This is a genomic window from Sphaerochaeta sp., assembly GCA_022482495.1.
Lineage (GTDB): Bacteria > Spirochaetota > Spirochaetia > Sphaerochaetales > Sphaerochaetaceae > RUG023.
The window spans coordinates 259,828-286,038 of sequence record JAKVPA010000001.1 but is presented as its reverse complement, the minus strand read 5'-3'; the positions used below and the strand labels follow the sequence as shown (position 1 = coordinate 286,038).

The following is a 26,211-nucleotide window of genomic DNA, read 5'->3' as shown; positions in this document are numbered from 1 at the left end:
AAATAATTAAAATATCAAATATAAATTGACTTTACTTATAAGCAGACCTACACTCTTCAAATATAATTGGAAAGAGAGGTTTGTTATGTCAAAAACACCAAAAATTGTGGATATGCAGGTCTATCCTGTAGCGGGACATGATTCGATGTTGATGAATCTCAGTGGAGCCCATGGGCCTTTTTTCACGCGGAATGTAGTGATCCTGACGGATGAAACGGGCACCGTAGGGGTCGGGGAAGTACCGGGAGGGGGGAAGATCACCCAAGCGCTTGAAAATCGCAAGCAAATGGTCATCGGAACGGAGATCGGAGCGTACAAGGATACCCTTCGCCATGTGAAATGCTCTTTGGATTCTGAAACTGACCAGCGGGGGCAGCAAACGTTCGATCTTCGTACTGGTGTGCATGTTCTTACCGCTTTGGAAGCCCCGTTGCTTGATTTGTTGGGAAAATATCTTGGATTGCCTGTCGCTTCCCTGCTTGGGGAAGGAAAACAACGGGACCGTGTGAAAATCCTCGGATATCTGTTTTTCGTACAGGACAGGACCAAAACGGATTTGCCATATGCGACGGAAGCGGACAGCCCGGTGGAATGGTATCGGATTCGTCATGAGAAGGCGATGACCCCGGATGCCATCGTCCGGCTTGCCAAAGCCAGCAGAGCAGTCTATGGATTTCATGATTTCAAGTTGAAAGGCGGTGTACTCCCTGGAGATGAAGAAATGCAGTGTATCCGTGCGCTGAAGGAGGCGTTTCCTGACGCGCGCATCACGCTGGATCCCAACGGATGCTGGTCATTGCAAGAAGCGGTCCGGCTTTGTTCCCCGATGAAAGGGATTCTCACCTATTGTGAAGATCCCTGTGGCGCGGAAAATGGATATTCCGGTCGTGAGATCATGAGTGAATTCCGGCGCAGGGTGGGGCTTCCCACAGCGACCAACATGATCGCTACGGATTGGCGGCAACTCTGCCATTCCTTGGAGTTGCAGTCAGTGGATATCCCATTGGCGGATCCCCACTTCTGGACGATGGAAGGTTCGGTCCGAGTGGCTCAGCTGTGTGATGAGTTCGGTTTGACGTGGGGGTCCCATTCCAACAACCATTTTGACATTTCGCTTGCCATCATGGCGCAGGTAGGGGCTGCCGCTCCCGGCAATCCCACCGCGTTGGATACCCACTGGATCTGGCAGGAAGGGATGGAACGGTTGACCAAAGAACCGATGCAGGTCAGGGATGGGTATATTGAATTGCCTGACAAACCTGGATTGGGAATCGAACCGGATATGGATCGTATCAAAGAGGCCAATCGGCTGTACACGGAGCATTGTCTGGGAGCACGGAATGATGCTCTGGCGATGCAATTCTTGATCCCCGGTTGGAAGTTTGACCCGAAACGGCCCTCAATGGTACGCTGAGTGATGGGGTGATGATGGGAACGGAAACATACAATCTGCGCAAGGGTACGATCCTGATCTTGTTGACCAGTCTGGGGTTTGGCCTGCTGAACCTGTTCGTTCGCCTTGCCGGACCGGTCCCGTTCCTACAGAAATTGTTTTTCCGGAACATCGTAGCCTTGGTGTTCACCACCGTTCTGTTGTTGGTGAAGGGGAAAGGTCCACGGTATGTGGGGCTCCAGGTACGCCAGCACTGGGGGAAACTCCTGTTGCGCGCATCCTGCGGCACCGTTGGGATGATCGGCAATTTCTTTGCCGTTGACCATCTGCTTCTCAGTGATGCCTCAATGCTCAACAAAATGGCACCGTTCTTTACTGTGGTGTTCTCCGCGCTGTTTCTTAAGGAAAAGGTACGGGGATCCCAGATTATCTGTCTGGTGACCGCTTTTCTGGGGAGTTTGTTGGTCGTCAAACCATCCTTTTCCAATATGCTGTTGGTGCCGGGAATCGTGGGGTTCATTGGGGGGATGGGAGCGGGTGCGGCATATACCGTGGTCCGAAGCCTTGGCAAAGAAGGGACAGACGGGAATGTGATCATCTGGTTTTTCTCGCTGTTCACCACATTGGTGACATTGCCGTTCCTTCTGTTCTCCTATTATCCGATGCATGGTAGGGAATGGTTTTGTCTGATGATGGCAGGAGCCTTTGGCTGCATGGGTCAGTTCTGTGTCACCGCAGCCTACCGCTATGCGCCGGCACGGGAAATCGGAGTGTATGATTACAGCCAAGTGTTGTTTTCTGCCATTTTGGGGGTTCTTGTGTTCGGCCAGGTACCTGATGTGCTTTCTTTGATTGGATACGTGATAATCATCGGTGTTGGGGTCGTGATGTTTACGATGAATCGTTCTCAACAACCAACGCAGGTACAATAAACTCCAAACAGAATAATAAAAATCTTTTTATACAACATACACGGTGAATGAATACCATAATGTGAAAATGGGTTTATTTGAATTTACCGTATCACATCAAAACAACTCTTCTTTCATTTTACCATCATTAAGTAAAATCAAACAGAATAAGTTAAAATTATATGATATTTATAGAAAATAAAATATTATTATAAAAAATCAAATATAAATTGACAAATTACAGATTAAGGATACGATAGTGGTATACGCATATAAAACGTAACGAGAAGGAGAGGAGTTATGAAAAAGTTTTTTTGGTTGTGCCTCGTGTCGATGCTTATGGTTTCGACGTTGTTTGCCCAAGGAGGAAGTGAGAAAACGTATCCCACACGAGACGTCGAAGTGATTGTTCCTGCTGAGGCTGGTGGTGGTACGGATACGATCAACCGCAAATTGATTTCCATTATTGAGAAGAATCACAAAGGTGTCACCTTGTACGTAACCAATAATGGTGCAACGGAGGCCAATGGCCCCTATCAGGTAATGACAGCAAAACCGGATGGATATCGCATCGGTGCGATGACGTACGGAAGTGTTGTGGGATCCGTATATTTCAAGTTGATCCCTCAATATGACCTTGACAAGCTCAACATGTTCTGTATGGTCACCCAAGAATCGGATGCCTTGATGGTGAGAGCGGATTCTCCCTTCAAAACGTTCGCTCAAGTGATTGATGCCGCAAAGGCCAATCCAGGGAAGATTCGCATCGGTGGTGCCAATGCGGGTTCACGGACTTCGCTGTTGATTTCGCAGATGGAATCGGTCTTTGGCGTTGATTTCAATGAAGTGCAGTACATTGGTTCTTCCACACAACGTGAAGCGTTGCTGAACGGTGAGGTTGATGCCATCATCACCAGTCTTGGGGATTTGGCTTCCGTCATTGCTTCCGGTCAGGTAAGAGGACTGGTAGAATTTTCCAAAACGCAGAACAAAGCATATCCTGATGTGCCCACAAGTGCATCTCTGGGATATCCTGAACTCCAGTGTGCCTCATTCATCATCATGTGCGCTCCTGCCGGAACTCCTCCTGAGGTGGTAAGTACCTTGGAAAGCCTTTACAAGGAAGCTCAGAGTTCCAAGGAATTTCAGGATTGGATTGTTTCCATTGGCGTGTCTCCTGTTTGGAAGGGTGCTGATGAAACCAAGCAGTATGTCAAGGAAGTGCAAGGAAATGCGTTCAAATTGTTGGATGCTGCAGTGGCGAACGGGTCTCTGAAACTGTAATCGTTGAAAAAGAAGGAAAGCTGTATGCGCATGCATGATTTCACCAAGCGGTCGGTCTTGATCCCCTTGTGTTGTATGGTGTTCTTGTTGGGCTACCTTGGGGTGGCCCTTTCCATGGGGCCGCTTCTGCTGGACAGTGGATTGACCAATGAGAATTTTATTCCTGTCATCATCTCGACCGGGGGAATCCTGCTCTGTGCAAGCATCATGCGGGATGAATTGAAGCGGACGGAAGAAGGTAAACATGGTCCTGAAGAGAAGAAAGGTGGGCGGTTTTCCGCAAAGCAAGCTATTCTGATCGCCGATCTGTTTCTTTTTATCCTTTTGTATTATTGGGTTGGCATTATTCCCGCTTCCTTCATTTTCACGTCAATCTTCATGATTTTCTTTGATGATTCCATTTGTCATGTAGGAAAGAAGCTTTTGCTGTCAGCAATCATCACGGCAATCGTCTACGTCCTGTACGCCATCGTGTTCGGCGTTCACTTTTAAGGAGGGCTGCAATGTCCACGTTTGGTCAAATATTCTCTGGATTCGCCGTGTTGTTTCAGTTGCAGAATTTTTTGGCGTTGGTCCTTGGGTTCTTCATTGGACTGATTTTCGCCATCATTCCTGGATTGACGGCGACGCTTGCCATCGTTTTATTGCTGCCAATGACCTACAGCATGCAGATGAATACTGCATTGTGTATGTGTATGGGCATTTATATGGCGGGGATGTATGGTGGCAGCATTACAGCGATTACGATTAATATTCCAGGTGCTCCATCCAGCTGTATGACGGGGTTGGAAGGCTACCAGTTGATGCGACAAGGGAAAGGTGCCATGGCAATTGGCCATGCATCCTTTGCTTCCGCGATTGGTGGGACGATCGGGGTGTTATTGTTGATCTTAATTTCTCCGATCGCCGTAAAAGCCGCATTGCTGGTGAAAACCCCAGGGAAAGCGTCATTGGTTCTCTTTGCGTTCATTGTCATCTGCGCCATGCAGGGGAAGGGTTGGAAGAAAGCATTGGTGATGACCATCATCGGAATGGTTTCCTCTACGATCGGCATGGGGGTGCTCAGTCCTACTGCGCGATTTACGTTTGGATCCGTCGTATTAATGGAAGGCATTGAATTCATCCCGGTGGTTATCGGTTCGTTTGCCATCAGCGAGGTGCTTACGCAAAGCGAAATGTTGAATCGGGAATACCAGAAGGTCAGTGATTCTGTAAAAGACATGAAGATCAACAGGAAGGATTTCTTGCCTCGATGGTCCGACCTGAAGGAAATCGGGATAGTAACCTATATAAAAAGCTCATTGATCGGGTTCTTTATTGGTGTCCTTCCTGGAGCTGGCGGATCATTGGCCTCGTTTGTCTCGTATGCCGAAGCGCAACGTTCTTCGAAACATCCGGAACGATTCGGGAGCGGTGCATTGGAAGGAATCGCAGCGTCTGAATCCTCAAACAACGCAGTGTGTGGAGGCGCAATGGTCCCCATGCTTGCGTTTGGCATTCCCGGTGATGGTGTCACTGCTGTGGTGCTCGGGGTGTTGATGGTCTATGGAATTGTCCCCGGTCCGGATATCTTGACCCGGCAAATGCACTTGGTCACCCCGATGTATGCGGCATTGCTCATTGCGGCGTGTGTCTTGATTCCTGTTTCCTTGATGCTGTTTGGCCCGTATTACATCAAGATCGTTCGGATCAACCGAATCGTGTTGTATTCTTCAATCGCGTTGATCGCCATTATTGGCGCGTATGCCGCCACCAGTTCAATTTTTCAGATCGTGGTTGCGGTGGTGATTGGCATCATCGTCTATTTCATGCGCAAGGAAAAATATCCAGCCGTGACGTTGATCCTTGGCGCATTGCTTGGCCCGATGTTTGAAGGGTATTTCCGCAGGAGCCTCTCCATTTCCAAGAATAACCTTGCCATTTTCCTGGAACCGGATAGTCTTGCGTTTCTTTTGCTGACGGTCTTTTTTGTTCTGTTTCTTACGAAATTCAACAAGAAAGAGAAGCAGTGCTGAGTGAGAAGGAGAAAACGAATGAAAATACTGGTTCCCCAAGATGTTATTCTGGATGGAGTGCAGTCCTTGATTGATAACGGAGCGGAGATTGTACGATGCAAAACGGATGAGAATTCGTTGATCGAAGCAATTCGTGATTGTGATGTGGTTCTGGCACGTACGGAAATATATTCTCGCAGGGTGTTGGAACAAGCAAAACAGTTGAAAATCATTGCTCGGTATGGCGTTGGATTTGAAAAAATTGACCTTCAGGCTGCGGATGACCTAGGGATTTGGGTAACCAACACTCCCTCTGCATTGACCAATGCGGTCGCGGAAAGCGTCATGTTGCTGATGCTGGCCACAGCCCGACACATGCGATTGTGTGACAAAGAAATGCGAAATGGAAACTTTGGCATTCGTTCGCTTTTGGGTATGGAACTGCAGGATAAAGTGCTCGGAGTGATTGGTTTTGGCCGGATCGGGCAAATGGTGGCGAAGAAATGCCATTTTGGTCTTGATATGCGGATTTTGGCGTATGACCCGTACCTGTGCGCCTGCCAAATTCCCGAGTATGTGACCTGGGTGGATAATCGGGACGAATTGCTTGGCAGAGCGGATGTGGTGTCGTTGCATCTTCCGCTTACGCCACAGACGCAAGGCTCGGTGGGAAAGGCATTCTTTGATGCAATGAAGGATGGTTCGATTTTCATCAATGCAGCCCGAGGAAAAGAAGTAGTGGAGGATGATCTGATCGCAGCCCTGAAAAGCGGAAAGTTGTATGGGGCTGGTCTGGATTGTTTTTCTTCCGAGCCGCTTCCGCTTACCAATGAACTGTATGGATTGGACAATGTCGTGATGACGCCACATAACGCATCTGCCACCGCTGAGTCGTTCCATCGATGCAGTGAAGACATGGGCGCTTGTGTCAAGGATGTGATGTTGGCGCAGAAGAAGCCACGTTTCGCAGTCAACCATCCAGCGCATCCCCGGATGGGTTCGGAAACGTAAGGGGGAGGAATATGGGGTATCAGACGCCCGTTATTACGGAAATGCAGGCCATCCCGGTGGCGGGATATGACAGCATGTTGCTGTCCCTCAGTGGCGCTCACGCACCATTGTTCACGCGAAACATCGTTGTTTTAAAAGATTCCTCCGGCCATACCGGCGTGGGGGAGGTGCATGGTGGTGAAGCGATCCTCAAATCGCTTGAGGATGCCATCCCATTGGTGGTGGGGCAACCGATCGGAGCATATCGGAATGTCATCGGGAAACTGAAGGATATGCATAATGCCAAGGCGAAGGGAAGTGATGGGTTGCAGAATCTGGACCTTTCCAAGCTGAAGGATGTGGTGCATGCCGAGACGGCCATCGAGGCTGCAATGCTTGACCTTATGGGTCAGTTTCTCGGTGTGCCGGTATGTGAATTGCTGGGAGAAGGAAGACAGCGTGAAGATGTCGTGATCCTCGGATATCTGTTTTATGAGGCCGATTATCGCCCGTATGGCCTGCCCTATCGGGATGATACTAGTGATGAAAATCCGTGGTTTGCCATCCGGCGTAAACCGGCGATGGACCCCCAGGCTATCCTTCGACAGGCTAAGGCGTTGAAAGCGCACTATGGCTTCAAGGATTTCAAACTGAAAGGTGGTGTCCTTGATGGTGAGACGGAAATGGAGACCATCGCGTTGCTTGCAAAGAACTTCCCGGACGCACGGATCAACATCGATCCCAACGGTTCCTGGAGTCTTTCCGACGCGATACGGTTATGCAAGGGGAGCGCGTTGACCTACGCGGAAGATCCCTGCGGCACGGAAGCGGGATATAGCGGCAGAGAGACGATGGCGGAGTTCAAGGAAGCGACAGGCATCCCGACAGCGACCAATATGATCGCTACGGATTGGCGTCAGTTCCGTCACGCGGTGGTGGAAAAATCGGTGGATATCGTCCTGGCTGATCCTCACTTCTGGGGAATGGCGGGGTCGGTGCGTATCGGTCAGGTGCTGAATGATTGGAATCTTACCTGGGGATCCCATTCCAACAACCACTTTGACATTTCCTTGGCGATTTTCGCTCAGTGCGCGGCAGCCGCTCCGGGGAACATCACGGCGCTTGATACCCATTGGATCTGGCAGGACGGACAGTATCTGACGAAGAATCCGTACCAGATCAAGGATGGAAAGATTCCTGTATCGGATGCCCCAGGCTTTGGTTTGGAGCTTGATATGGACGCGGTCATGAAGGCCAATGAGCTGTACCGGAAACTGGGCAGCGGAGACCGGAATGACGCGAAGTACATGCAGTTCTTGATTCCGGGTTGGAAGTTCGACTCGAAAAAGCCCTGCATGGTTCGTTAATGAAACCTATTTGGTTAGGAGGAATGATAAAAAGTCAGTAGGTGGTTACTGAGGCTCTGTCTGAAGGGTGTATCATTATAGATACAAGGTTGGAAGACAGAGTAGGTGCAAGTTCGACATGTTTGATGGTCGTAAGAGGCCGATTAGGAGAATGAAGAGTTTGTACCGAATCATTCAATGGTCACCGTCAGCGATGGCGGATAGGCCGGATAGGAGATTGGACGGAATCACCGAACGGAAGCTGTCTTGCCGACCAAAGCACAAGGAGGCCTTGAGATGGGCAACAAGCAGCGAGAAGAGAAGATTGAACAGTTGAGCGTAGGGGTCGACCTGCACAAGAGCCAGCTCACCATCTGTGTGATGGGAGAGGACGGGGAGCTGTTGCAGGAAGGGATGTACCGGACCACGACGGAGGGCTACCAGGCATTTGTGCAGAGGATGCATGAGTGGGAGGACGAGCGGGGATGCTCGGTCGCCATGGCGGTGGAGACCACCGGCAATGCACGGTACTTCAAGAACCGGATGGAAGGCGAGGGGTTCTCCGTGGTTGTGGTGAACACCAACAAGTTCAAGGTGATCAGCCAGAGCACCAAGAAGAACGACAGAGGGGATGCTGCAACGCTGGCCTACTACCTGGGCAAGGACATGCTGCCGGAAAGCCACCTGGCGGACCAGAGCAGCGAGGAGCTCAGGAGGATGATCAAGTGCAGGAGCCTTTTGGTGAGCAGCACGGTGAAGATGAAGAACCAGATCCACGGGATGCTGCTCGGCTACGGGATCACGACCAAGGCAGCCCAGCTGCAGAGCAATAAAAAGCGGCAGGCCCTGGTTAAAGATCTCGCGGATCAAGGTTTTACAGAGGCCGCCGCATCACTCGAGGTGATACTTGGCATTATAGAAGGTGTGCAGGAGCAAATCAAGGTCCTGGAGAAGCGCCTTCGGGAGATGACCAGGGACGACGAGGATGTGCAGCTGCTGATGACCATCCCGGGTGTCGGGTTCCTGACGGCCAGCGCAATCGCCGCCTACACCAAGGACCTGGACAAGAGGTTCTGCGGGGATTTCAAGCGGTTCGCCTCGTACGTGGGCATCGTGCCCTCGGTGCACAACTCCAACGAGACGGTGCACATGGGCAGGATAACCAAGCACGGCCCGCAGGAGCTGAGAACAGCACTCGTGCAGGCCACAATGGGCATGATACGGCTCTCCAAGATAACCGGTGAATGGAGGCTGATGACCGATTACCGGGCAATGAAGACGGGCAAGGGTTCCGGCAAGTCAATCATTGCAACGACCAGGAAATTGGCGAGAATCATCTTTGCCATGCTCCACAACAGGGAACCGTTCAATCCAGCCTTGATGGTGAGGGACAAGTGTCTGTTCACCGTCGAGGAGGTCATAGGGGCTTGACTTGACAGCTCCTATAGTAAAACAAACAAAGGTTAGCAGTTTCCTAACTTTACTGTTGACTTTTTATAGGAGGAGCAACATGAAGATTGCGTTTATCGGTCTTGGAGTCATGGGGAAGCCCATGGTCCGCAATTTGCTGAAACACGGCAACGAAGTGTGGGTGTATGACCTGAGAAGGGAAAACATCGAAGCGGTGACCAAGGATGGGGCGAAGGAAGGTGCCAGCAACGCTGACATCGTGGAGAAATGCCCGGTGATCATCACGATGCTTCCCAATTCTCCGCAGGTCGAGGCGGTGGTGTTGGGCAAGGATGGTCTTCTGGAGCACGCCAAATCCGGTTCTGTATTGATCGACATGAGTTCCATCGCGCCTGCGGCCAGCCAGAAGGTGTGTGCGGCTTGCGCCCAGAAGGGCGTGAAGATGCTGGACGCCCCGGTTTCCGGTGGCGAGCCAAAAGCGGTAGATGGGACGCTGGCCATCATGGTGGGCGGCGAGAAGGCGCTGTATGATGAGTACAAGCCGCTCCTGCTGCAGATGGGCGCGACCGCGGTGTATTGCGGTTCGATCGGAGCGGGAAACACGACGAAGCTTGCCAACCAGATCATCGTGGCGGTGAACATCGCGGCCTGCGCCGAGGCGTTCACCATGGTGAAGAAGGCGGGGCTGGATCCCGACCTGGTGTTCCAGGCGATCAAAGGCGGGCTGGCCGGCAGCACGGTGATGAACGCCAAGGTACCGATGATGATGGCTTCCGACTTCAAGCCGGGATTCCGCATCGACCTGCACATCAAGGACCTGAACAACGCCTTGTCCACCGGACACGAGGTGGGATCTCCGCTTCCCTTGACTGCGGAAGTCCAGGAGATGTTTGAGACGCTGCACGCCGACGGATGCGGTTCGGACGACCACAGCGCTCTGGCGAAGTATTACGCCAAAGTCTCGGGAACGAAGATCGGAAAGTGAGAAGAGCGACATGAACACCGATTTCATCAAGGGGATCGTACCACCTATCGTAACGCCGGTGACCAAGGACGAGAAGATTGACGAGAAGAATCTCCGCCGACAAGTAGATTTCATGATCGATGGAGGAATTTCGGGCGTTCTCGTCTGTGGTTCGAACGGCGAGTTCTATATGCTTGGGGAGGATGAGATGGAACAGGTTCTGTCCATCGTCCTCGACCAGGTTGGTGGGAGGATTCCTGTGTTCATGGGCATCGGCGCCATTCGTACGTCAACCTGTGTACGCATCGCCCGGATGGCCCAGAAACGGGGAGTCCAGGGGATCTCCATCCTGCAACCGATGTTCATCAAACCCAATGAGGAAGAGCTGAAGCGTCACTTCGCGACGATCGCCCAGAGTGTCCCTGAACTTCCGGTGTTGTTGTACAACAACCCGGGCCGAACGGGATATGGAATGAGTCAGGATCTGGTCTCCGTGCTATCCCATGAGGTGCCGAACATTGTCGGCATGAAGGACAGCTCCGGGGATCTCACCCAGACGGAGGAGTTCATCCGCAGGAACCAGGATGTAGGCTTCAAGGTACTGTGCGGCAAGGATACGCTGGTGTATGCCGGTCTTGCCGTAGGATGCTGCGGAGCCGTCTGTTCCACGGCAAATTTTGTACCCGCGTTGGTGTGCTCCATTTATGACCGGTATGTTGAAGGAGATCTGAAAGGTGCGCTGGAAGCACAATACAAGCTCAATCCGATACGCCTGCAGATGGACAAATCAACGTTTCCTGTCGCCACGAAGGACTATGCCAATCTGCTTTCCATCCCGGTGGGCGATCCGATTCTTCCGACGTTGCCGTCCAATGAACGGCAGATGGAAGGGTTGAAAGCCCAGCTACTTTCTGCGTGTTATCTGAAATAACACCGGTTTCCGTTACAAGAACACCGCACCTTCTTTGGTGCGGTGTTTCTTTGTGTGACACGCATGACATTATTCTAAGGTGAAAGTCCTAAGGGGCGTAGATACCGACGAACCCGATAGCGACTTGCAAGCTCCATGTCGTGAGGCATGAGGCGAAAGAAGCAATAGCGAAATCGTGGCCTGACGAACAGGTAACCCGGACAGAGATGCCCGAGTGGCTGATACAAGGCACCCAAAGGGGACAAGCTGGCAAAGAACAGTCAAGCTCCGAAAGGTATCGAGCCTTTGGTTGTAAATCAGACAGGTAAACGAGGAAAGAATAGTGGATTACCGTGCGAGGCCTCTCCAGCGCCTTAGGCTGCAATATCGCCGTATGACGGTGCAGTAACAACGAATGGGGAGGAGTCAGCAGAAGCCATAGTAGCAGAGAGGGACTCTGCGAAGGGCTGAACGAATGAATGCCTTCGAAGAAGAGAAGGCCAATCCGCCAGCGTGGAAAAGGCGAGAGCCTTAACGCGAACGCGATGCGGAAAGGAGGTACCTCATGAGAGGGGAAGACAGGACAGTGCCGAACACTGGGCTGTGCAGGGAGCTGGTCTCGGTCGGGAACATCACCAGCGCCATCAAGAAAGTGAAGGCGAACAAGGGTGCGTGCGGAGTCGACGGCATGGACGTGGCCATGCTGGACGAGCACTTCGCGAGGCATTTCGGTGATATCCGGTCAAGAATTCTTGCAAGGACGTACAGGCCGATGCCTGTCCGAAGGGTGGAGATACCCAAGGACAACGGCGGGGTGCGTCTTCTGGGAGTGCCCACCGTAGTGGACAGGGTAATCCAGCAGGCCATTGTGCAGGTGCTGACGCCGGTGTTCGAGCCGACGTTCTCCGACTACAGTTTCGGGTTCCGCCCGGACAGGAGTGCGGAGGATGCGGTGAGATTGGCACAGACCTACATGTCCGAGGGATACAAGCATGTGGTAGACCTAGACCTGTCGAAGTTCTTCGACACGGTGGACCATGACATCCTCATGGGACTGGTCGACAAGTACATGCCGGACAAGGACATCAGGAGACTCATATTCTCGTTTCTTGAAAGCGGGGTTCTGACGAACGGATGCATGATGGCCACGGCACAAGGCACGCCACAAGGCGGCCCCCTGAGCCCGATGCTGAGCAACATTTATCTGACCCCATACGACAAGGAGCTTGAACGCAGGGGGCTCAAATTCGTCAGGTATGCGGATGACTGCAACATCTTCGTGAAGTCGATGATGGCATCCTACAGGGTGAGGGACAGGGTGATTTCCTATCTTGGGCGCAAGCTCAAGCTGAAGGTGAACATGGAGAAGACAGAGGCGAGGAAGACCGTAGGGTCGAAGTTCCTCGGGTTCGAATTCATCACCAACGGGGAAAAGGAGACGCTCGGCAAGCTCAAGCCCACAGAGAAGAAAGTGAGGAAACTGGAGGACAGAATCCGTGAGATAACGGCACGAAGCCGTGGCGTCAGGATAGAGACTGTCATAAGGGAACTGAACGCGACTCTCAGGGGGTGGATATCCTACTTTGCAAGGGGGAACATGAAGTCGTACCTGAACGAGGAACTGATGCCGTGGGTCAGGAGACGGGTGAGGCAGGTTCTCTACAAGCAGTGGAAGAACGGCCGGAACCGTTGCCACAAGCTAAGGCAACTGGGGGTGCCGGAATGGGTCTTCGGCAAATGCAATTTTGCGAGCAACTCATACTGGAGCATGTCCGGCGGGCCCATGAACAGGGCCCTCACAAACAAGATTCTCGAAGAAAGATTCGGGTTGGTGGATGCCGTAGCCCATTATGCCAAGATTCATGCCCAACGCATGATGAAAGACCGGGTGATGCTGGAATTAAGGTATCACAGTCTATTCGTTTGAACCGCCGTATGCCGAACGGCACGTCCGGTGGTGTGAGAGGAAGGAGCCTGGCGGCTCCCTCCTACTCGATTTCCTGCTCTGCCATTTCCCATTTATTTCTGCAGAACAGTCAAACAATGCAGTAAATTATCCATTGTTTTTTCGAGATCACCTTTTGCACGAAGTTTAGATTCCGAATACGGAATAGCTAATCGGTTGATTGAGAAGATACCTGTTACTCCTTCCTCATATGCGCCTTCCACGTCATCGGCGATATCCCCGACGATCGCGATCACCGGGACGTTGTGGCGTTTTGCTGCGCGTGCGACGCCAATGACCACTTTTCCGCGGAGCGACTGGCCGTCGATTTTTCCTTCCCCGGTGAACACCATGTCGGAGTGTTCCATCAACTGGTCGAAATGTACCGCATCCAGAATCGTCTCAATGCCCATCTGAAGCGTAGCGCCAAAGAACGCCTTCATGCCGCCACCCATTCCACCAGCGGCACCGCTTCCCGGAACGGATTGGATATCGATATCCCGTTCTTTTTTGATTACGGAAGCGAGTGACATCAGATTCTGATCGAGCACTTTGACAAGCAACGGGTCAGCTCCTTTCTGGGGCGCGAAGATGTACGCTGCTCCATTTAGACCATAGAACGGATTATCAATGTCACACATGGCGACGATTTGGACCCCATGCATCACAGGATTCATCGTGGAAAGGTCAATGGAATGGACTCTGTCCAACGAACCACCAACCGGGACAAACGGATTGCCCTCGGCATCACGGAACGTCACGCCACAAGCTGCGGCGCACCCGCATCCCGCGTCATTGGTGGAGGACCCTCCCAGACCAATGATCATCTTTCTGCAGCCTCGTTTCGCAGCATCCAGCATGAGTTGTCCGACGCCATAGGTGGTGGTGTGGTCAGGATGCTTGTCATCCCCCACCAAGGCGAACCCGGCTGTGGCTGCCATCTCCAAGACGGCGGTCCCGTCGGGGAGAATGCCATAAAAGCCTTCCATCGGTTTGCCATACGGTCCCTTGACTCCAGGGACGGTGATCCGCTCTCCGCCTACGGCCTGGAGGAATGCTTCCACGCTTCCTTCGCCGCCATCGGCCACGGGGATGCTTTTGACGTCCGCGTCCGGATAGAAACGAAGGATCGAACGTTTCATGATCGTGCAGATTTCAGACGAACTCATGGTCCCTTTGAATTTATCGGGAATCAAAACGAAATGATGCATGTGAACTCCTTTGTTACGCAAGCGCTCCATTATATCCAAGCATGTAGCTGATCTTCTTGGAAGTCTCCTGCAGCATGGGGATGGTTGATTCCACCTCTTCAACACTCATGTTGCTCTGTAATGCTGAGAGACTGATGGCGGCGACGATTTTTCCTGTCTTGTCCCTGATGGGTACGGCATTGCAGTTGTCGTCAACCACGAATTCCTGACGATCCCGTGCAACCTGCTCTTTCCGGACTTTTGCAAGTTCGGCATGAAGCGCCTCAGTGGTCGTAATGGTGTTTTCCGTATAACTCTTCAATCCCTTTGCCGTGATCAACTGTTCCAGCTGGTCATCAGGAATCTCACTTACCAGTATTTTCCCCAAACCGGATGCATGGAATGGGAGCGTCTTTCCAGGGGTGAAATAGGTACGGGGTAGGGTGAGACTGTCGATTCGATCAACGACGACAATGTCTTTGTCATACATGACGGCAAGGTTCAGGTTCGCTTTTTTGTATTGCGTCCAGACCAATTCAAGGTACGGCATGGTCAATCTTCGGATTTCCAGGGACAATAATGCGTTCTTTGACAGTTGCAGGCTTTTCAGGGAGATGGAATACTGGCCCGTCTGTTCGTTCTTCTCCATGTATCCGCTGGAGACGACCGTGGACAACAGGCGAAACGCCATGTTGGTGTTCACGCCAAAGGTCTGCATCACATCGGCGATCGAAATGGAACGGTCGAGTTTGATAGCCAGATCGAGGATCTGGAAACAACGTTCTGCACCTTTGATGTTGTAACGATCGGAAGACGTTTCTTTATTCATGCAACATTCCTTCTAGGAAGAGTATATCATAAAACTCAAAGATGGTTATACTTTTTCTCCGAAAACAAATGTTTTCACAAATAAGAATGGGCCAATCGCCGATGCATTTTGATATATTCATGGAATCTGTCTAAAATAATAAACAATATAGGATTGTTTGTAGAAGCTAAATGTGAAGAATTTGAAATTAACAGATTTGAATTTGAAAAATAAAGAGAATCAAGGATCAATATCAACAGAATCAGATATTTCTTTTTTCCCCATACAAGAACAGAGGAAACGCCAACGAACAGGACTTTTTTGGTGTATACTGGGTGCTATGAAAACGCGGAATTATGGTCTGCCATACCGGTCGATGGGCTTCTTGTGGGCTCTGGCGCGGTTGGGTGGTGGCGTGATGCTCAAGGGCGACACGATCCATGCGCGCCCGTTCTCCCATGCCATCAAAGGACCGGCCATTGTGGTAAGCAACCATGTCTCGATGTTCGATTGGTATTTCATCACCCGTGCGCTTCCCCATACAGCGCTCCACATGGTGATGGGCAGGTATTTCCTGGGAGTGAAATGGTTTGATACGCTGCTTCGTCATGGCGGCGTGATCCCCAAGGCGGTCTTCGCCCATGACAACGCCTCGGCCATCGCGTCGATGCGCGCCCTCCGTCGGGGTGGGGTGCTCGCCGTATTTCCCGAAGCCAGGCTTGGGGTGAGCGGGCGGCTGGAGTCAATCCCCCAAGAGAACATCGTGATGATCAAACGCTTGGGGCTGCCCGTCTACAGCGTCCACATCGACGGCGCGTCTTTGATGAATCCCAAATGGGGCGCTCGCCGTGACGGTGCCTTGGTCGAAGTGTCCGCCCGACAACTGTTTACTGCAGAAGAGATCAAGGGAACTTCGTTGGATGCGGTGCGGGACGCGCTGTACCAAGACCTGTGGTTTGATGACTTTCAGTTCCTTGCCGATCATCCCGAGATCCATTATCGGGTTGAGAAGCCGGCTGAGCATCTGGAATATGCCGTCTGGTCCTGTCCGAAGTGTGGTGCGAAGTATACGTTGGAAAGCGATGGAAATCACATCCACTGTACCGCATGCGGACTCTCCGCGACGATGGATGACCGCTATGGCCTTTCCGATGGCCCTGCCACCGCTCAAGGCTGGTACGACAATGCGGTGGACCGTCTGTACGCCGAGGCGGACAAGGAAGGGGAGGGGTATCAGCTGACCTCACCGGTTACCCTCGGCACTCCTGACCCACAAGAACAAGCAAGGGCAACGAGTCGCGGGACGAGGGGTATGCGTGCTGGACAAGAACGGCCTTTCCTACCAAGGCACCCAGGATGGAACGGACGTCCATCTCTCCTTTCCGTTGGACGGGATGTACGTCCTGCCGTTCGGGGCGGGAAAGAACTGGGTGTCATACAACGACAAGGCGGAATGTTTCATCTTCCGCCCTGACGAAAAACGCATGTGTTCCCAGTGGTACGTCGCCAGCGCCTGGTTGAAGGGGATCCCGCTCCCCCGTTACCGGGAGAGGGATTTCAGCTGAGCATCTGGGACTCGAACGCGTCCAGGAGCTCAGAGAATCGTTTCGTCGCAGCCCTCACCGCCGAACCATCGGCCATGTCCACGCCGGCAAGGCGCAGGGAATCCATCGGGAAACGAGAGCCTCCGCTCTTCAGGAAGGACAGATAATCGTCCCGTTCCGCTTCCCCGCCGCCCAGAACCCGCTGGGACAACGCGATGGCCGCGCTGATGCCGGTGGCGTACTTGTACACGTAGTAGGCCGTGTAGAAGTGGGGGATGCGAAGTCCTTCCAGATCACTCTGGGGGGTGAATTCCACCTGGTCTCCGAAGTACGCTTCCAGCAGGTTGCGGTACCGTTCCCTGAGGCTTTCCACGGTGAGAGGTTCTCCCCCTTCCACCTGGCGATGCACGCCATCCTCGAACTCAGCGAACATCACCTGCCGGAACAGCGTGGCGACAATGTCATCCAGCTGTTTGCCCAGCAGGAACGCTTTCTGTTCCTTGGATTCCGCGTGATCGTACAGGTAGTGGAACAACAGCTGTTCGTTGAACGTGGAAGCGACTTCCGCCTCGAAGATCGTGTAGTCGTAGCAGAAGAACGGGTTGTTCCGTTTGCTGTAGTAGCTGTGCATGGAATGCCCGCCTTCGTGGATCATGGTGAACAGGTCGTTGATCTCTTCTCCGGTGAAGTTCAGAAGAATGTACGGCTTGCTGGTGTAGCACCCGCTGGAGAACGCGCCGCTGCGCTTCCCTTTGTTCTCATACCGGTCCACCCATCCTTCGGTGGTGAGGCCTGCGTGGATCGTCCTCACATAGGATTCGCCCAGTGGCTTGAGCGCTTTGCACACCGTCTGTACCGCATCATCGTAGGTGCTCTTGAACGAGACGCCTTTGACCAACGGGACGTACACATCCCAGTGGCCGAGACGGTCAAGCCCCAGTACTTTCCGCTTCAGCTCATAGTAGCGGTGCAGTGAGCCGAACGCCTGGTGGACGGTATCCACCAGTGATTCGTACACCTGGTCGCTGATGGCGTCAGGGAACAAGGCCCGTTGACGCGAGGAATCGAACGAGCGTGCCCGCGCGTGGAAGATATCCTCATTCACCGATCCCTCGTACAGACGGGCGATGGTGTGCTGGTGTACCTCGAACGCATGGTAGAGCTGGTCGTACGCCATTTTGCGGATCATCCGGTCGGGATTGGTCATGAACGTGGCGTAGGTGCTCTGCGTCAGCGGTTTGCCGTCGATGGAGCCGAAATCAAGATCCACATTGGTGAGGTCGGAGAAGGCAAGATGCGGCGTCTGGGCGCACTCCGACTGCATGGCGAGGAGCCGTTCCTCCGGTTCGGAAAGGACGTGCTGTTTTGCCCTGAGTTCCTTGGAGAGCCAGATCCGGTATGGGGCAAAGGATGTGTCATCCAGATACCCCCGAAGCGTCTGGTCGTCCAGCGCAAGCAACTGTGGCTCGAACCAGGAGAGGGCCGAGCCCAGTTCGGAAAGCGTCTGGCTTGCCAATCCGTACATCCGGACGTCCTTGGGATCGGAGGCGTCGGCGCTGTAGCGCAGCATGGCGTAGCATCCGACCCGTTCGGAAAGAATGGAAAGCTCTCCATACCAGGCAAGCGTATCCAAAAGCCCTTGTTTGCCTTCCCTCATCTTCGCTTTCCATGTGGGCGCTTCCTTGGTGTATTCCTTCAGCCGAAGCACTCCCTGCTCCCAATCCGCTTCCGAGGCGAACAGGCTGGAAAGATCCCATTGGTCGTGGATATCCACGTCAGCACGTTTCTTGGTTTCCATTATTGCATCTCCTTGAGAAAATCACGGATGGCCCGTCCCCGGTGGCTGAAATTGTCTTTTTCCCCTTCGGGAAGCTCCGCCATCCCACATCCGGCCTGGTCGATGAAGAAGACAGGGTCATAGCCGAATCCCGCCGTGCCGGATGGCTTGTCCATGATGTGTCCATCCACCGCTTCCTGGAAGACGAAGATCCGGTGGTCGTCCAGACGCACCACCAGGGCGCAGACGAAATGGGCCGTCCGGTCCTTCCACTGGGGGAAGGCGCTCAGTTCGGAAAGGAGCAGCGCGTTCTTCTCTGCCGCGGAAAGCTCGATCCCGCCCTTCATGCCATAGCGCGCCGAATAGATGCCGGGCCTGCCGCCCAACGCGTCGACACACAGCCCGCTGTCGTCGGCCATGATCACCACACCCTTCGGCGCGGCCGCATGCAAGGCGTTGGCTTTCAGCATGGCATTCTCGATGAACGTCTTCCCCGTCTCATCGCACGAGAAGGTGATGCCAAGGTCGGAGGGCAGCAACACCTCGTGCTGCTTGAGCATCCGCGCGATCTCCGTTTTTTTATGGGTATTGGAACTTGCCAAAAGGATTTTCATACCTTCAACCATACTTCTTTGCCGCTTCATCGTCCAGACATTCCCGAATGACCGCTCTGGCGCAGTAGGTTCCGGAATTGACCGTCCCCCGGGCGATGCCTACCAGTCTGCTGACCTCGGTATGGGATAGACAGAACGACTGATGCTGCAGCTCCTCGACTCTGCGGTGCAGCAACTTCCGGTTATGCTCGGCCATACGCAAGAGATGCAGTTCCCGCGCCATGGCGTACTGGCTTTCCCATTGGCACTGGATCATCCTGCGGTAGTGGAAGTTGACCGATTCCAACAGGCGTGTACGTTTTTCCCGAAGCGGTGCGAGCACGCTCTCGGCGGTGAGCAGGTAGGATTGGAGCGATGCCTCAGGGACACCAAGCAGCAACGCCATGCTTTGGGGAAACGTGGCGAGGCAGTACCCTGGAGCGGTGGTCAAAAGCAACATAAAACCTTTGCGTATCCATGGGATGGCAAGTTTTTCCGCGAGTCGGGCAATGGGCGGGGTGGGGGAAGGAATGCGGCTTTGCCGGATCTGGCATAACGCCTGGAACTGACGTGGCATTGCCGACAACGGCAGGACCCGGCTGCGGGGATGATACTCCGGTTGCGTCTCCTCAACCGTTTCGGGGAGCACCAAAAGCGGAAACTGGGTGACGGCATCCCTCCATTGTTCCTGACGCCGCCGGCGCATCTCAAGTGCCGGCGCTCTTCGGCGGACGATCCCTTCGATGAACTGCTCGAAGGGAAGCCGGGATGGATCGTATATCTCCAGGTAACGGTCGATGGACGGCATGCAGTACAGCAGAAAGTCGGAACATGCCTCTTCGGGGAGCAGGTGCAGCTTTTTGGGTGTCAGATACAGAAGGCGCATCGCCTCCTTGCGGGCCGCATCATGCCGTTGGGATGCATCAGGATCGTGTTTCCACGCCAGAATGATTTGGGTGGACGCAGTAACTTCTTCCATAAAGGTCTCCTTTTCAGACCTCTATGGAATGCAAGTTGTGTGCCAGATAAAATGGTCAGGAAAGCTGGCGGGTCAGGTCCTTCAGAAGCATGCCGCGGATTTCCTCGATGGGACGCGCCACCGTTACTCCGCTTGCATGCTTGTGTCCACCGCCACCATAGGTCGCGGCAAGAATGCCGACATCCACGGCGCTGTCATGACTGGAACGGAATCCGACTTCCGTATTCCCCTCCGGTAATTCCTTGAACAGCATCACCACCTGGACGCCTTCCACGGAAAGCATCTGGGAGTAGAACAGGTCACTGGGACGATCCTCCCCGTACATTTCCTTGTCTTTCTGGTAGCAGAAGGAACACATCACCTTGCCATCCAGAAACGGTTCGCTGCGTTGGATCAAAGCTCCAAGGTAGTGGATGTACGGAAGCGATTTGCCTCCGGTCATCGTCATGTAGACGGCGTTGGGTGAGACCCCAAGATCGACCAGTTCGGAGACGTAGTCCAGCGCGAAACCCTGGCCTGCGTTGATGAACCGGAAATAGCCGGTATCCGTGGCGAATCCGAAAAAGATGAACGACGCGGCGTCCTTGCTGATCGGCTGTTGCAGCGCATGGTACAGATGCTGGATCAACAGGGTGGTGGAAGGGGAGGAGGGGACGATGTATCGTTCGTCGCCGAACGGGTCGCCTGAGGCGTGATGGTCGATGACCACCGTCTTCAGCCCCTTGGTCTGCTGGTACAGCGTACCGATCCGGTCGGAGGTGGAGCAGTCGGTGACGATCAACAGAGGATCATCGGCGTGCATCTCTGCGGTGACCTCCTGGACGAAGTATTTCTTCCATTTGGCGATCTCCGTCCGCTCGAACGGGCCGGCGTTGGCTAGAACCACCTTCTTGCCCATGCCGGAGAGCAGTTTGCCCAGCGAAATCTCGCTGGACAGACAATCCCCGTCCGGGTTGACGTGACCGACGATGATCACGCTTTTGCGTTGGGTGATCAGCTCAAGAATGGTCGCTGGGTACGTTGGGAGTTCCATGCTCATCTCCAAAGAGGATCTGGGGATCCTTGTTTTCCTGGACCGCCTTCTTGTCCACGATCACTTCCTTCACACCGGGACATCGACGGGATGGTGTACATGATGTTCATCATCATCGATTCGACGATGGAGCGGATGCCACGGGCTCCGGTGTTCTGCTCGATGGCCTTCTGGGCGATTGCGTCAATGGCATCGTCGGTGAAGGTCAGCTTGATGTTGTCCAGCGCGAAACTCTCCTGGTACTGCTTCAGCACGGAGTTCTTCGGTTCGGTGATGATCCGTTTCAGCTCATCCTTGCTGAGGTTCCCCAGCGTTACATGAATGGGGAGACGTCCGATGAACTCAGGGATCAGGCCGAATTTGATCAGATCATCCGGCATCAGCTGGGAATACAGCGATTTCAGATCCCTGGCTCCCGGCTCCTCCACATTGGCGCCGAATCCCATCGAATGGCTGGAGACCCGTTTCTCGATCACCTTGTCCAGCCCGACGAACGCGCCGCCGCAGATGAACAGGATGTCCTTGGTGTTGATGCGGATCATCTCCTGGTTGGGGTGCTTCCTGCCGCCTTGGGGCGGGACGGAGGCAACCGTTCCCTCAATGATCTTGAGCAGTCCCTGCTGGACGCCTTCTCCGGACACATCACGGGTGATGGACGGGTTTTCCCCTTCCTTCTTGGCGATCTTGTCGATCTCATCGATGAAGATGATGCCGTGTTCCGCCGCGCTGACGTTGTCATCGGCGTTCTGGATCAGCTTCAGCAATATGTTCTCCACATCCTCGCCCACGTATCCCGCCTCGGTGAGCGTCGTGGCATCGGCGATGGCGAACGGAACCTTCAGCTTGCGGGCAAGCGTCCGTGCGAGAAGTGTCTTTCCTGTTCCGGTCGGTCCGATCATCAGGATGTTGGATTTCTCCATCTCGGTGTTCATCTTCTTGCCGAACTTCACCCGCTTGTAATGGTTGTATACTGCGACGGCGAGGATCCGCTTGGCGTCATCCTGACCGATGACGTACTGGTCCATGAACTCCTTGATCTCCTGCGGGGTGGGGATGACGTCGGGCAGCATGTCCGTCGTATCCTCCTGCATGGCAGGGTCATCCTTCAGCATCTCCTCGCAGACCTTGACGCATTCGTCGCAGATGGCCACGCCTGGTCCGTTGATCAGGCGTTTCACCTCGTTCGCGCTTTTTCCGCAGAACGAGCAGGTTTGTGCGATTCGTGCCATTCCTATCCTCTCCTTTGCATCACGGAGTCAACAATCCCATAGTTCACTGCGTCCGGAGCGGTGAGGAAGAAATCACGTTCCGTGTCGGCGATGATCTCATCCCGGCTCCGTCCGGTATGCCGTACCAGAATGTCGATGGTCAATTGCTTGATCCGCTCCAGCTCTTTGGCCTGGATGCGGATGTCCGTCTCCTGACCTTCGACATTTCCCCACGGCTGGTGGATCATCACCCGTGCCGACGGAAGGATGAACCGTTTTCCTTTGGAGCCACCGCACAGCAGCACCGCCGCCATGCTTGCCGCCTGACCCATGCAGATGGTCTGCACGGGAGAGGCGAGGTACTGCATCGTGTCGTAGACGGCCAGTCCCGCCGTGACGCTTCCACCGGGGCTGTTGATGTACAGGCTGATGTCCTTCTTCGGGTCTTCCGACTCGAGGAACAGCATCTGGGCCACCACCAGGTCCGCCGTGCCGTCGTTGATCTCGCCGTCCAGAAATACGATACGGTCCTTGAGCAGGCGGGAGAAAATGTCATACGACCGCTCCCTGACCCCGTTCTGTTCGACCACCATCGGAATGAACGATTGCATCCGTTCCATCATTACGCTCCTGCTTGTTCGGTCTTCGCTTCTTCCTCATCGTTCATGTAGGCTTCGAAGCTCTTTTCCGGCCCGTCGGCGAACGTATTGTTCTTCTCCAGGAATTCGCTGACTTTCCGGAATCTCAGATCGTCTTCGATCATCGTGCGGTAGTACGCCTTCTGGCTTTCGTCGGTGACGTCCTTCAGCTGCTCATCGCACGCCTTGTCCAATTCTTCCTTGGACACTTCGAACTTCTCCGTGTCCTTGATCTTGTCCATGACAAGCTGGACCTTCAGCGCTTTCTCCGCTTCCGGTCTCCATTCATTCAGCAGGTCTTCCTTGCTCTTCTTCTGGTAGTCCAGGAACTTTGTGATCTGCTCTTCGCTCAGGCCGCTCTGGCGGATGTAGTTCTTCCAGTCACGATCAAGCTCGAAGTCCACCATGCTCGTGGGAAGCGCGACCTTGACGTTCTGGGCAAGCTGGTCGGCCAGCTTGTTGAACTTCTCGTCATCCCGCTTCTGCTTCACCTGGCCTTCCAGCTTCTCACGGGTGGCTTTGACCAGATCGGCGACGGTCTTGTACTCTTCCTTGACATCCTGGGCGAAATCATCATCCAGTGCCGGGATATCCTTGTGCTTGACGCTCTTCATCGCCACTTTCAGCGTGATGGTCTTGCCAGCCAGATCGGAGGTCTTGAATTCCGCGGGATAGCTCTTCTGGAACGTCTTCTCGTCCCCGGCCTTCATTCCCAGGACGTCCTTGTCGATCTCGTAGTAGTTGTATCCACTGCCCACGGTGAAGGTGAAATCCTTCCGTGCGGTGGAGGCGACTTCCTGACCCTTGTCATCCAGCTCGACATAGTCGATGTTGACGATGTCCCCATCCTCGGCGACACCTTTCTTGTCAACGACCATGGCGTTCTGCTCGCGCAGGTGGTCGATTTCCTTGTTCACGTCGTCGTCACTGACCACTACCTTGGGCAGGGTGAAGGTGAGTCCTTTGTACGGGGGAAGCTCGAAGACCGGCATGACATCGTATTTCACCGTGAAGGTGACGTCGGTATTCGGTTTGAACGGCAACAGCTTCTCTTCGTCCTGGAGCTCCGGTGTGCTGTAGGGAAGCGGCTTGTCCTTCGGATCGAGTTTGTCAATGTTTTCCTTCAGGAACGCTTCCATTGTGTCGAACGTGCTCTCGGCGCGGAGAGACTCACCATACTTGGCCTCCAGTACGGATACGGGGACGTGGCCCTTGCGGAACCCTTTGATCTGGATGTTCTTCACATATTTGTCCAAGGTCTTCTTGTAGTCCGCCTCAATCCTGTCGGACGGCACGGTAAGCGTCAACGCGACGCTGGAGTTCTCCAACTCCTTGATGTTCTTCTCTTCACTCATCTCAATTTCCTTTCGCCTCCCGTGGGAGACTTCGATATCATAACGGCAGGGGCATAAAGCCTCAACCTGTTTACTATAATACAAAACAGGCGCGAACGGCCACTCCCCATGTGGTGCGGCAAGACCGATTTTTGCTCAGCGGATGAAATCTTCCCGCATTGGGGTGAATACGTCAAGCAGTTTGGAATCCTCCAACGCCACCACCCCGTGGATCTGGTCTGGTTTGATCAGATAGCTGTCCCCCGCCTTGAGGATTTTCTTCTCTCCTTCGCAGGTCACTTCGAACGAGCCGCTGATCACATATCCGATCTGGTGATGCGGATGATGATGCAGGCTGCCCACCGAGCCTTTCTTGAACGTCAACTCGCAGACCATCATCGTCTCATCATAGGAGAGCACCTTCCGGGTGACCCCTCCGCCAAGATCCTTCGCTTTACAATCCGTATTGAACGTCAACATCGGTTTTTCTTTCCCTCTTGTGAGGAGTATAGTCAAAAATGGGGAAGGAGAAAAGGGAAAACCGTGCTACAATGCGTTGCGGGAGATTGCCACAGATGAAAACCATCATGCTGAAAGGGATCAAAGCGTTGTTGCAGGAAGGAGGGAAGGAAAGCCTCCGTGACGCAGATCTTGTGATCGAAGGGAACCGGATCAAACAGGTAGGGAAGGACCTTCCCGTACCCTCGGACACCCAGGTGATCGATTGCCGCCACGATGTGGCCATCCCCGGGCTGGTCAACACCCACCACCATTTCTACCAGACACTGACCCGTGCGCTTCCTTCCGTGCAGAACGCCAAACTGTTCGACTGGCTGACCAGCCTGTACGAGGTGTGGAAGGGCATCGACACCGATGCGGTGACGACCAGCAGCCTGCTTGCGATGAGCGAGCTGGTCCGCACCGGATGTACCACGACGACGGATCATCACTACCTGTACCCCAAAGGGTTCGACGGGGACATCATGGCGCTGCAGTTCCAGGCGGCCGACCAGATCGGCATGCGGTTCTCCCCGACCCGGGGGTCGATGAGCCTGTCAAAAAAAGACGGGGGGCTTCCCCCGGACTCGGTGGTCCAGACGGAAGAGGAGATTCTTTCCGACAGCGAGCGGTGCATCCGTTCGTTCCATGATCCATCCCCCCTCTCCATGCACCGGATCGTCCTGGCTCCCTGTTCCCCGTTCTCCGTCACCAAGGAGTGCATGGAGGAGAGCGCGCGTCTTGCCCGTTCCTACGGCGTGCGGCTCCACACCCACCTGTGCGAGACGAAGGACGAGGAGGAGACCTGCATGCGGATGTACGGCGTCCGCCCCCTGGCGTTGATGGAGGAGTGCGGTCTGTTCGGGCCGGATGTGTTTTACGCCCATGGCATCCATTTCAATGACGAAGAGCTCCGGGCTCTGGCAAAAGCGGGGTGTTCCATCGCCCACTGTCCTTCCAGCAACATGCGGCTGGGCTCGGGCATCTGCCGGGTGCGGGAGATGCTGGATCTGGGCATCAACGTCGGCATCGGTGTGGATGGATCGGCGTCCAACGACAGCAGCGACATGCTGGGGGAGCTTCGGATGGCCATGTTGCTGCAACGGGTCCGCTACGGCGCCTCGGCGCTTACCGTGGGGGAGGTGATGCGCATGGGGACGGAAAACGGCGCGGCCATGCTGGGCTACACAAAGGTAGGGCGCCTGTACCCGGGATGGGCCGCCGACATCGCCTTGTTCAACGTGGATGACATCGCCTATGCCGGCGCTCAAGCCGACCCGGTTGCCAGCTTGGTGTTCTGCGGGGACAGCCATATCGCCGACATGACGATCATCAACGGCAAGATTGTGGTACGCAAAGGAAAGGTGCTTGGCGTGGATGAAGAGGAACTGGCACGGCATGCCAATGAAGTGGCGGAACAATTGTTGTGTAAAACGTACTGATTAATGTTGGCGAAAGGGGT

General features: G+C 53.9%; 22 protein-coding genes and 1 pseudogene. 13 read left to right on the top strand and 10 right to left on the bottom strand.

Translation table 11 applies throughout. The annotated features are described in order from the left end of the window. Nucleotides 1–151 precede the first annotated feature (151 nt). The 11 genes from gudD to ltrA all read left to right on the top strand — a co-directional run bounded on the left by gudD (nt 152) and on the right by ltrA (nt 13,129). Entirely contained in the window at nt 152–1,414 is a 1,263-nt protein-coding gene (gene gudD / locus LKE28_01440; protein MCH3906934.1) for a glucarate dehydratase, read from the top strand. A gap of 11 nt (nt 1,415–1,425) precedes the next feature. After that, nucleotides 1,426–2,325 (top strand): DMT family transporter, encoded by a 900-nt coding sequence (locus tag LKE28_01435; GenBank protein ID MCH3906933.1) that lies wholly within the window; start codon nt 1,426–1,428, stop codon nt 2,323–2,325. Between the two features lie 279 nt (nt 2,326–2,604). After that, on the top strand, nt 2,605–3,588 hold the full coding sequence (locus LKE28_01430; protein MCH3906932.1) for a tripartite tricarboxylate transporter substrate binding protein: 984 nt from the start codon (nt 2,605–2,607) through the stop codon (nt 3,586–3,588). Nucleotides 3,589–3,612: 24 nt separating this feature from the next. Next, complete coding sequence (locus LKE28_01425; GenBank protein ID MCH3906931.1) at nt 3,613–4,080, top strand: tripartite tricarboxylate transporter TctB family protein; 468 nt, start codon at nt 3,613–3,615, stop codon at nt 4,078–4,080. Nucleotides 4,081–4,205: 125 nt separating this feature from the next. Continuing rightward, entirely contained in the window at nt 4,206–5,603 is a 1,398-nt protein-coding gene (locus LKE28_01420) for a tripartite tricarboxylate transporter permease (GenBank protein MCH3906930.1), read from the top strand. Between the two features lie 18 nt (nt 5,604–5,621). Beyond that, the gene (locus tag LKE28_01415; protein MCH3906929.1) at nt 5,622–6,593 is read left to right on the top strand and encodes a hydroxyacid dehydrogenase; all 972 of its coding nucleotides are present in this window, start codon (nt 5,622–5,624) and stop codon (nt 6,591–6,593) included. Nucleotides 6,594–6,604: 11 nt separating this feature from the next. Continuing rightward, the gene (locus tag LKE28_01410; protein ID MCH3906928.1) at nt 6,605–7,939 is read left to right on the top strand and encodes a glucarate dehydratase; all 1,335 of its coding nucleotides are present in this window, start codon (nt 6,605–6,607) and stop codon (nt 7,937–7,939) included. Nucleotides 7,940–8,215: 276 nt separating this feature from the next. Then, entirely contained in the window at nt 8,216–9,349 is a 1,134-nt protein-coding gene (locus LKE28_01405) for an IS110 family transposase (GenBank protein ID MCH3906927.1), read from the top strand. Between the two features lie 79 nt (nt 9,350–9,428). Further along, a complete protein-coding gene (garR, locus tag LKE28_01400; protein MCH3906926.1) occupies nt 9,429–10,313 on the top strand; it encodes a 2-hydroxy-3-oxopropionate reductase in 885 nt (294 codons plus the stop codon). Nucleotides 10,314–10,323: 10 nt separating this feature from the next. After that, complete coding sequence (locus LKE28_01395; protein MCH3906925.1) at nt 10,324–11,223, top strand: dihydrodipicolinate synthase family protein; 900 nt, start codon at nt 10,324–10,326, stop codon at nt 11,221–11,223. Between the two features lie 544 nt (nt 11,224–11,767). Then, complete coding sequence (gene ltrA, locus LKE28_01390) at nt 11,768–13,129, top strand: group II intron reverse transcriptase/maturase (GenBank protein ID MCH3906924.1); 1,362 nt, start codon at nt 11,768–11,770, stop codon at nt 13,127–13,129. Between the two features lie 92 nt (nt 13,130–13,221). Here ltrA and LKE28_01385 read toward each other — a convergent pair whose 3' ends face one another. Further along, nucleotides 13,222–14,358: a glycerate kinase gene (locus LKE28_01385; protein MCH3906923.1), complete on the bottom strand. Its 1,137-nt coding sequence runs from the start codon at nt 14,356–14,358 to the stop codon at nt 13,222–13,224. A 13-nt stretch (nt 14,359–14,371) separates the two neighbouring features. After that, nucleotides 14,372–15,166, bottom strand: a complete 795-nt coding sequence (locus tag LKE28_01380) for an IclR family transcriptional regulator (GenBank protein MCH3906922.1) — start codon at nt 15,164–15,166, stop codon at nt 14,372–14,374. 319 nt (nt 15,167–15,485) lie between these two features. On the opposite strand from LKE28_01380, the gene LKE28_01375 reads away from it, so the two are divergent. Beyond that, a complete protein-coding gene (locus tag LKE28_01375; protein MCH3906921.1) occupies nt 15,486–16,619 on the top strand; it encodes a 1-acyl-sn-glycerol-3-phosphate acyltransferase in 1,134 nt (377 codons plus the stop codon). A gap of 83 nt (nt 16,620–16,702) precedes the next feature. Here the strand turns inward: LKE28_01375 and pepF are convergent, their stop codons facing one another. The 8 genes and pseudogenes from pepF to LKE28_01335 all read right to left on the bottom strand — a co-directional run bounded on the left by pepF (nt 16,703) and on the right by LKE28_01335 (nt 24,731). Beyond that, entirely contained in the window at nt 16,703–18,487 is a 1,785-nt protein-coding gene (gene pepF, locus LKE28_01370; GenBank protein ID MCH3906920.1) for an oligoendopeptidase F, read from the bottom strand. Next, nucleotides 18,487–19,080: an RdgB/HAM1 family non-canonical purine NTP pyrophosphatase gene (gene rdgB / locus LKE28_01365; GenBank protein ID MCH3906919.1), complete on the bottom strand. Its 594-nt coding sequence runs from the start codon at nt 19,078–19,080 to the stop codon at nt 18,487–18,489. Before rdgB ends, pepF begins: the two co-directional genes overlap by 1 nt. 4 nt (nt 19,081–19,084) lie before the next feature. Next, nucleotides 19,085–20,038: a hypothetical protein gene (locus tag LKE28_01360; GenBank protein MCH3906918.1), complete on the bottom strand. Its 954-nt coding sequence runs from the start codon at nt 20,036–20,038 to the stop codon at nt 19,085–19,087. Between the two features lie 55 nt (nt 20,039–20,093). Further along, a complete protein-coding gene (locus LKE28_01355) occupies nt 20,094–21,071 on the bottom strand; it encodes a bifunctional oligoribonuclease/PAP phosphatase NrnA (protein ID MCH3906917.1) in 978 nt (325 codons plus the stop codon). After that, nucleotides 21,037–22,300 (bottom strand): annotated as a pseudogene (gene clpX / locus LKE28_01350) (ATP-dependent Clp protease ATP-binding subunit ClpX). Before clpX ends, LKE28_01355 begins: the two are co-directional and overlap by 35 nt. A gap of 2 nt (nt 22,301–22,302) precedes the next feature. Continuing rightward, nucleotides 22,303–22,902: an ATP-dependent Clp protease proteolytic subunit gene (locus tag LKE28_01345; GenBank protein MCH3906916.1), complete on the bottom strand. Its 600-nt coding sequence runs from the start codon at nt 22,900–22,902 to the stop codon at nt 22,303–22,305. Then, entirely contained in the window at nt 22,902–24,272 is a 1,371-nt protein-coding gene (gene tig, locus LKE28_01340) for a trigger factor (protein MCH3906915.1), read from the bottom strand. The genes LKE28_01345 and tig overlap by 1 nt, the downstream gene beginning before the upstream one ends. Nucleotides 24,273–24,407: 135 nt before the next feature. After that, nucleotides 24,408–24,731 (bottom strand): cupin domain-containing protein, encoded by a 324-nt coding sequence (locus LKE28_01335; GenBank protein ID MCH3906914.1) that lies wholly within the window; start codon nt 24,729–24,731, stop codon nt 24,408–24,410. 95 nt (nt 24,732–24,826) lie between these two features. On the opposite strand from LKE28_01335, the gene LKE28_01330 reads away from it, so the two are divergent. Further along, the gene (locus tag LKE28_01330; GenBank protein MCH3906913.1) at nt 24,827–26,191 is read left to right on the top strand and encodes an 8-oxoguanine deaminase; all 1,365 of its coding nucleotides are present in this window, start codon (nt 24,827–24,829) and stop codon (nt 26,189–26,191) included. Nucleotides 26,192–26,211: the final 20 nt, after the last annotated feature.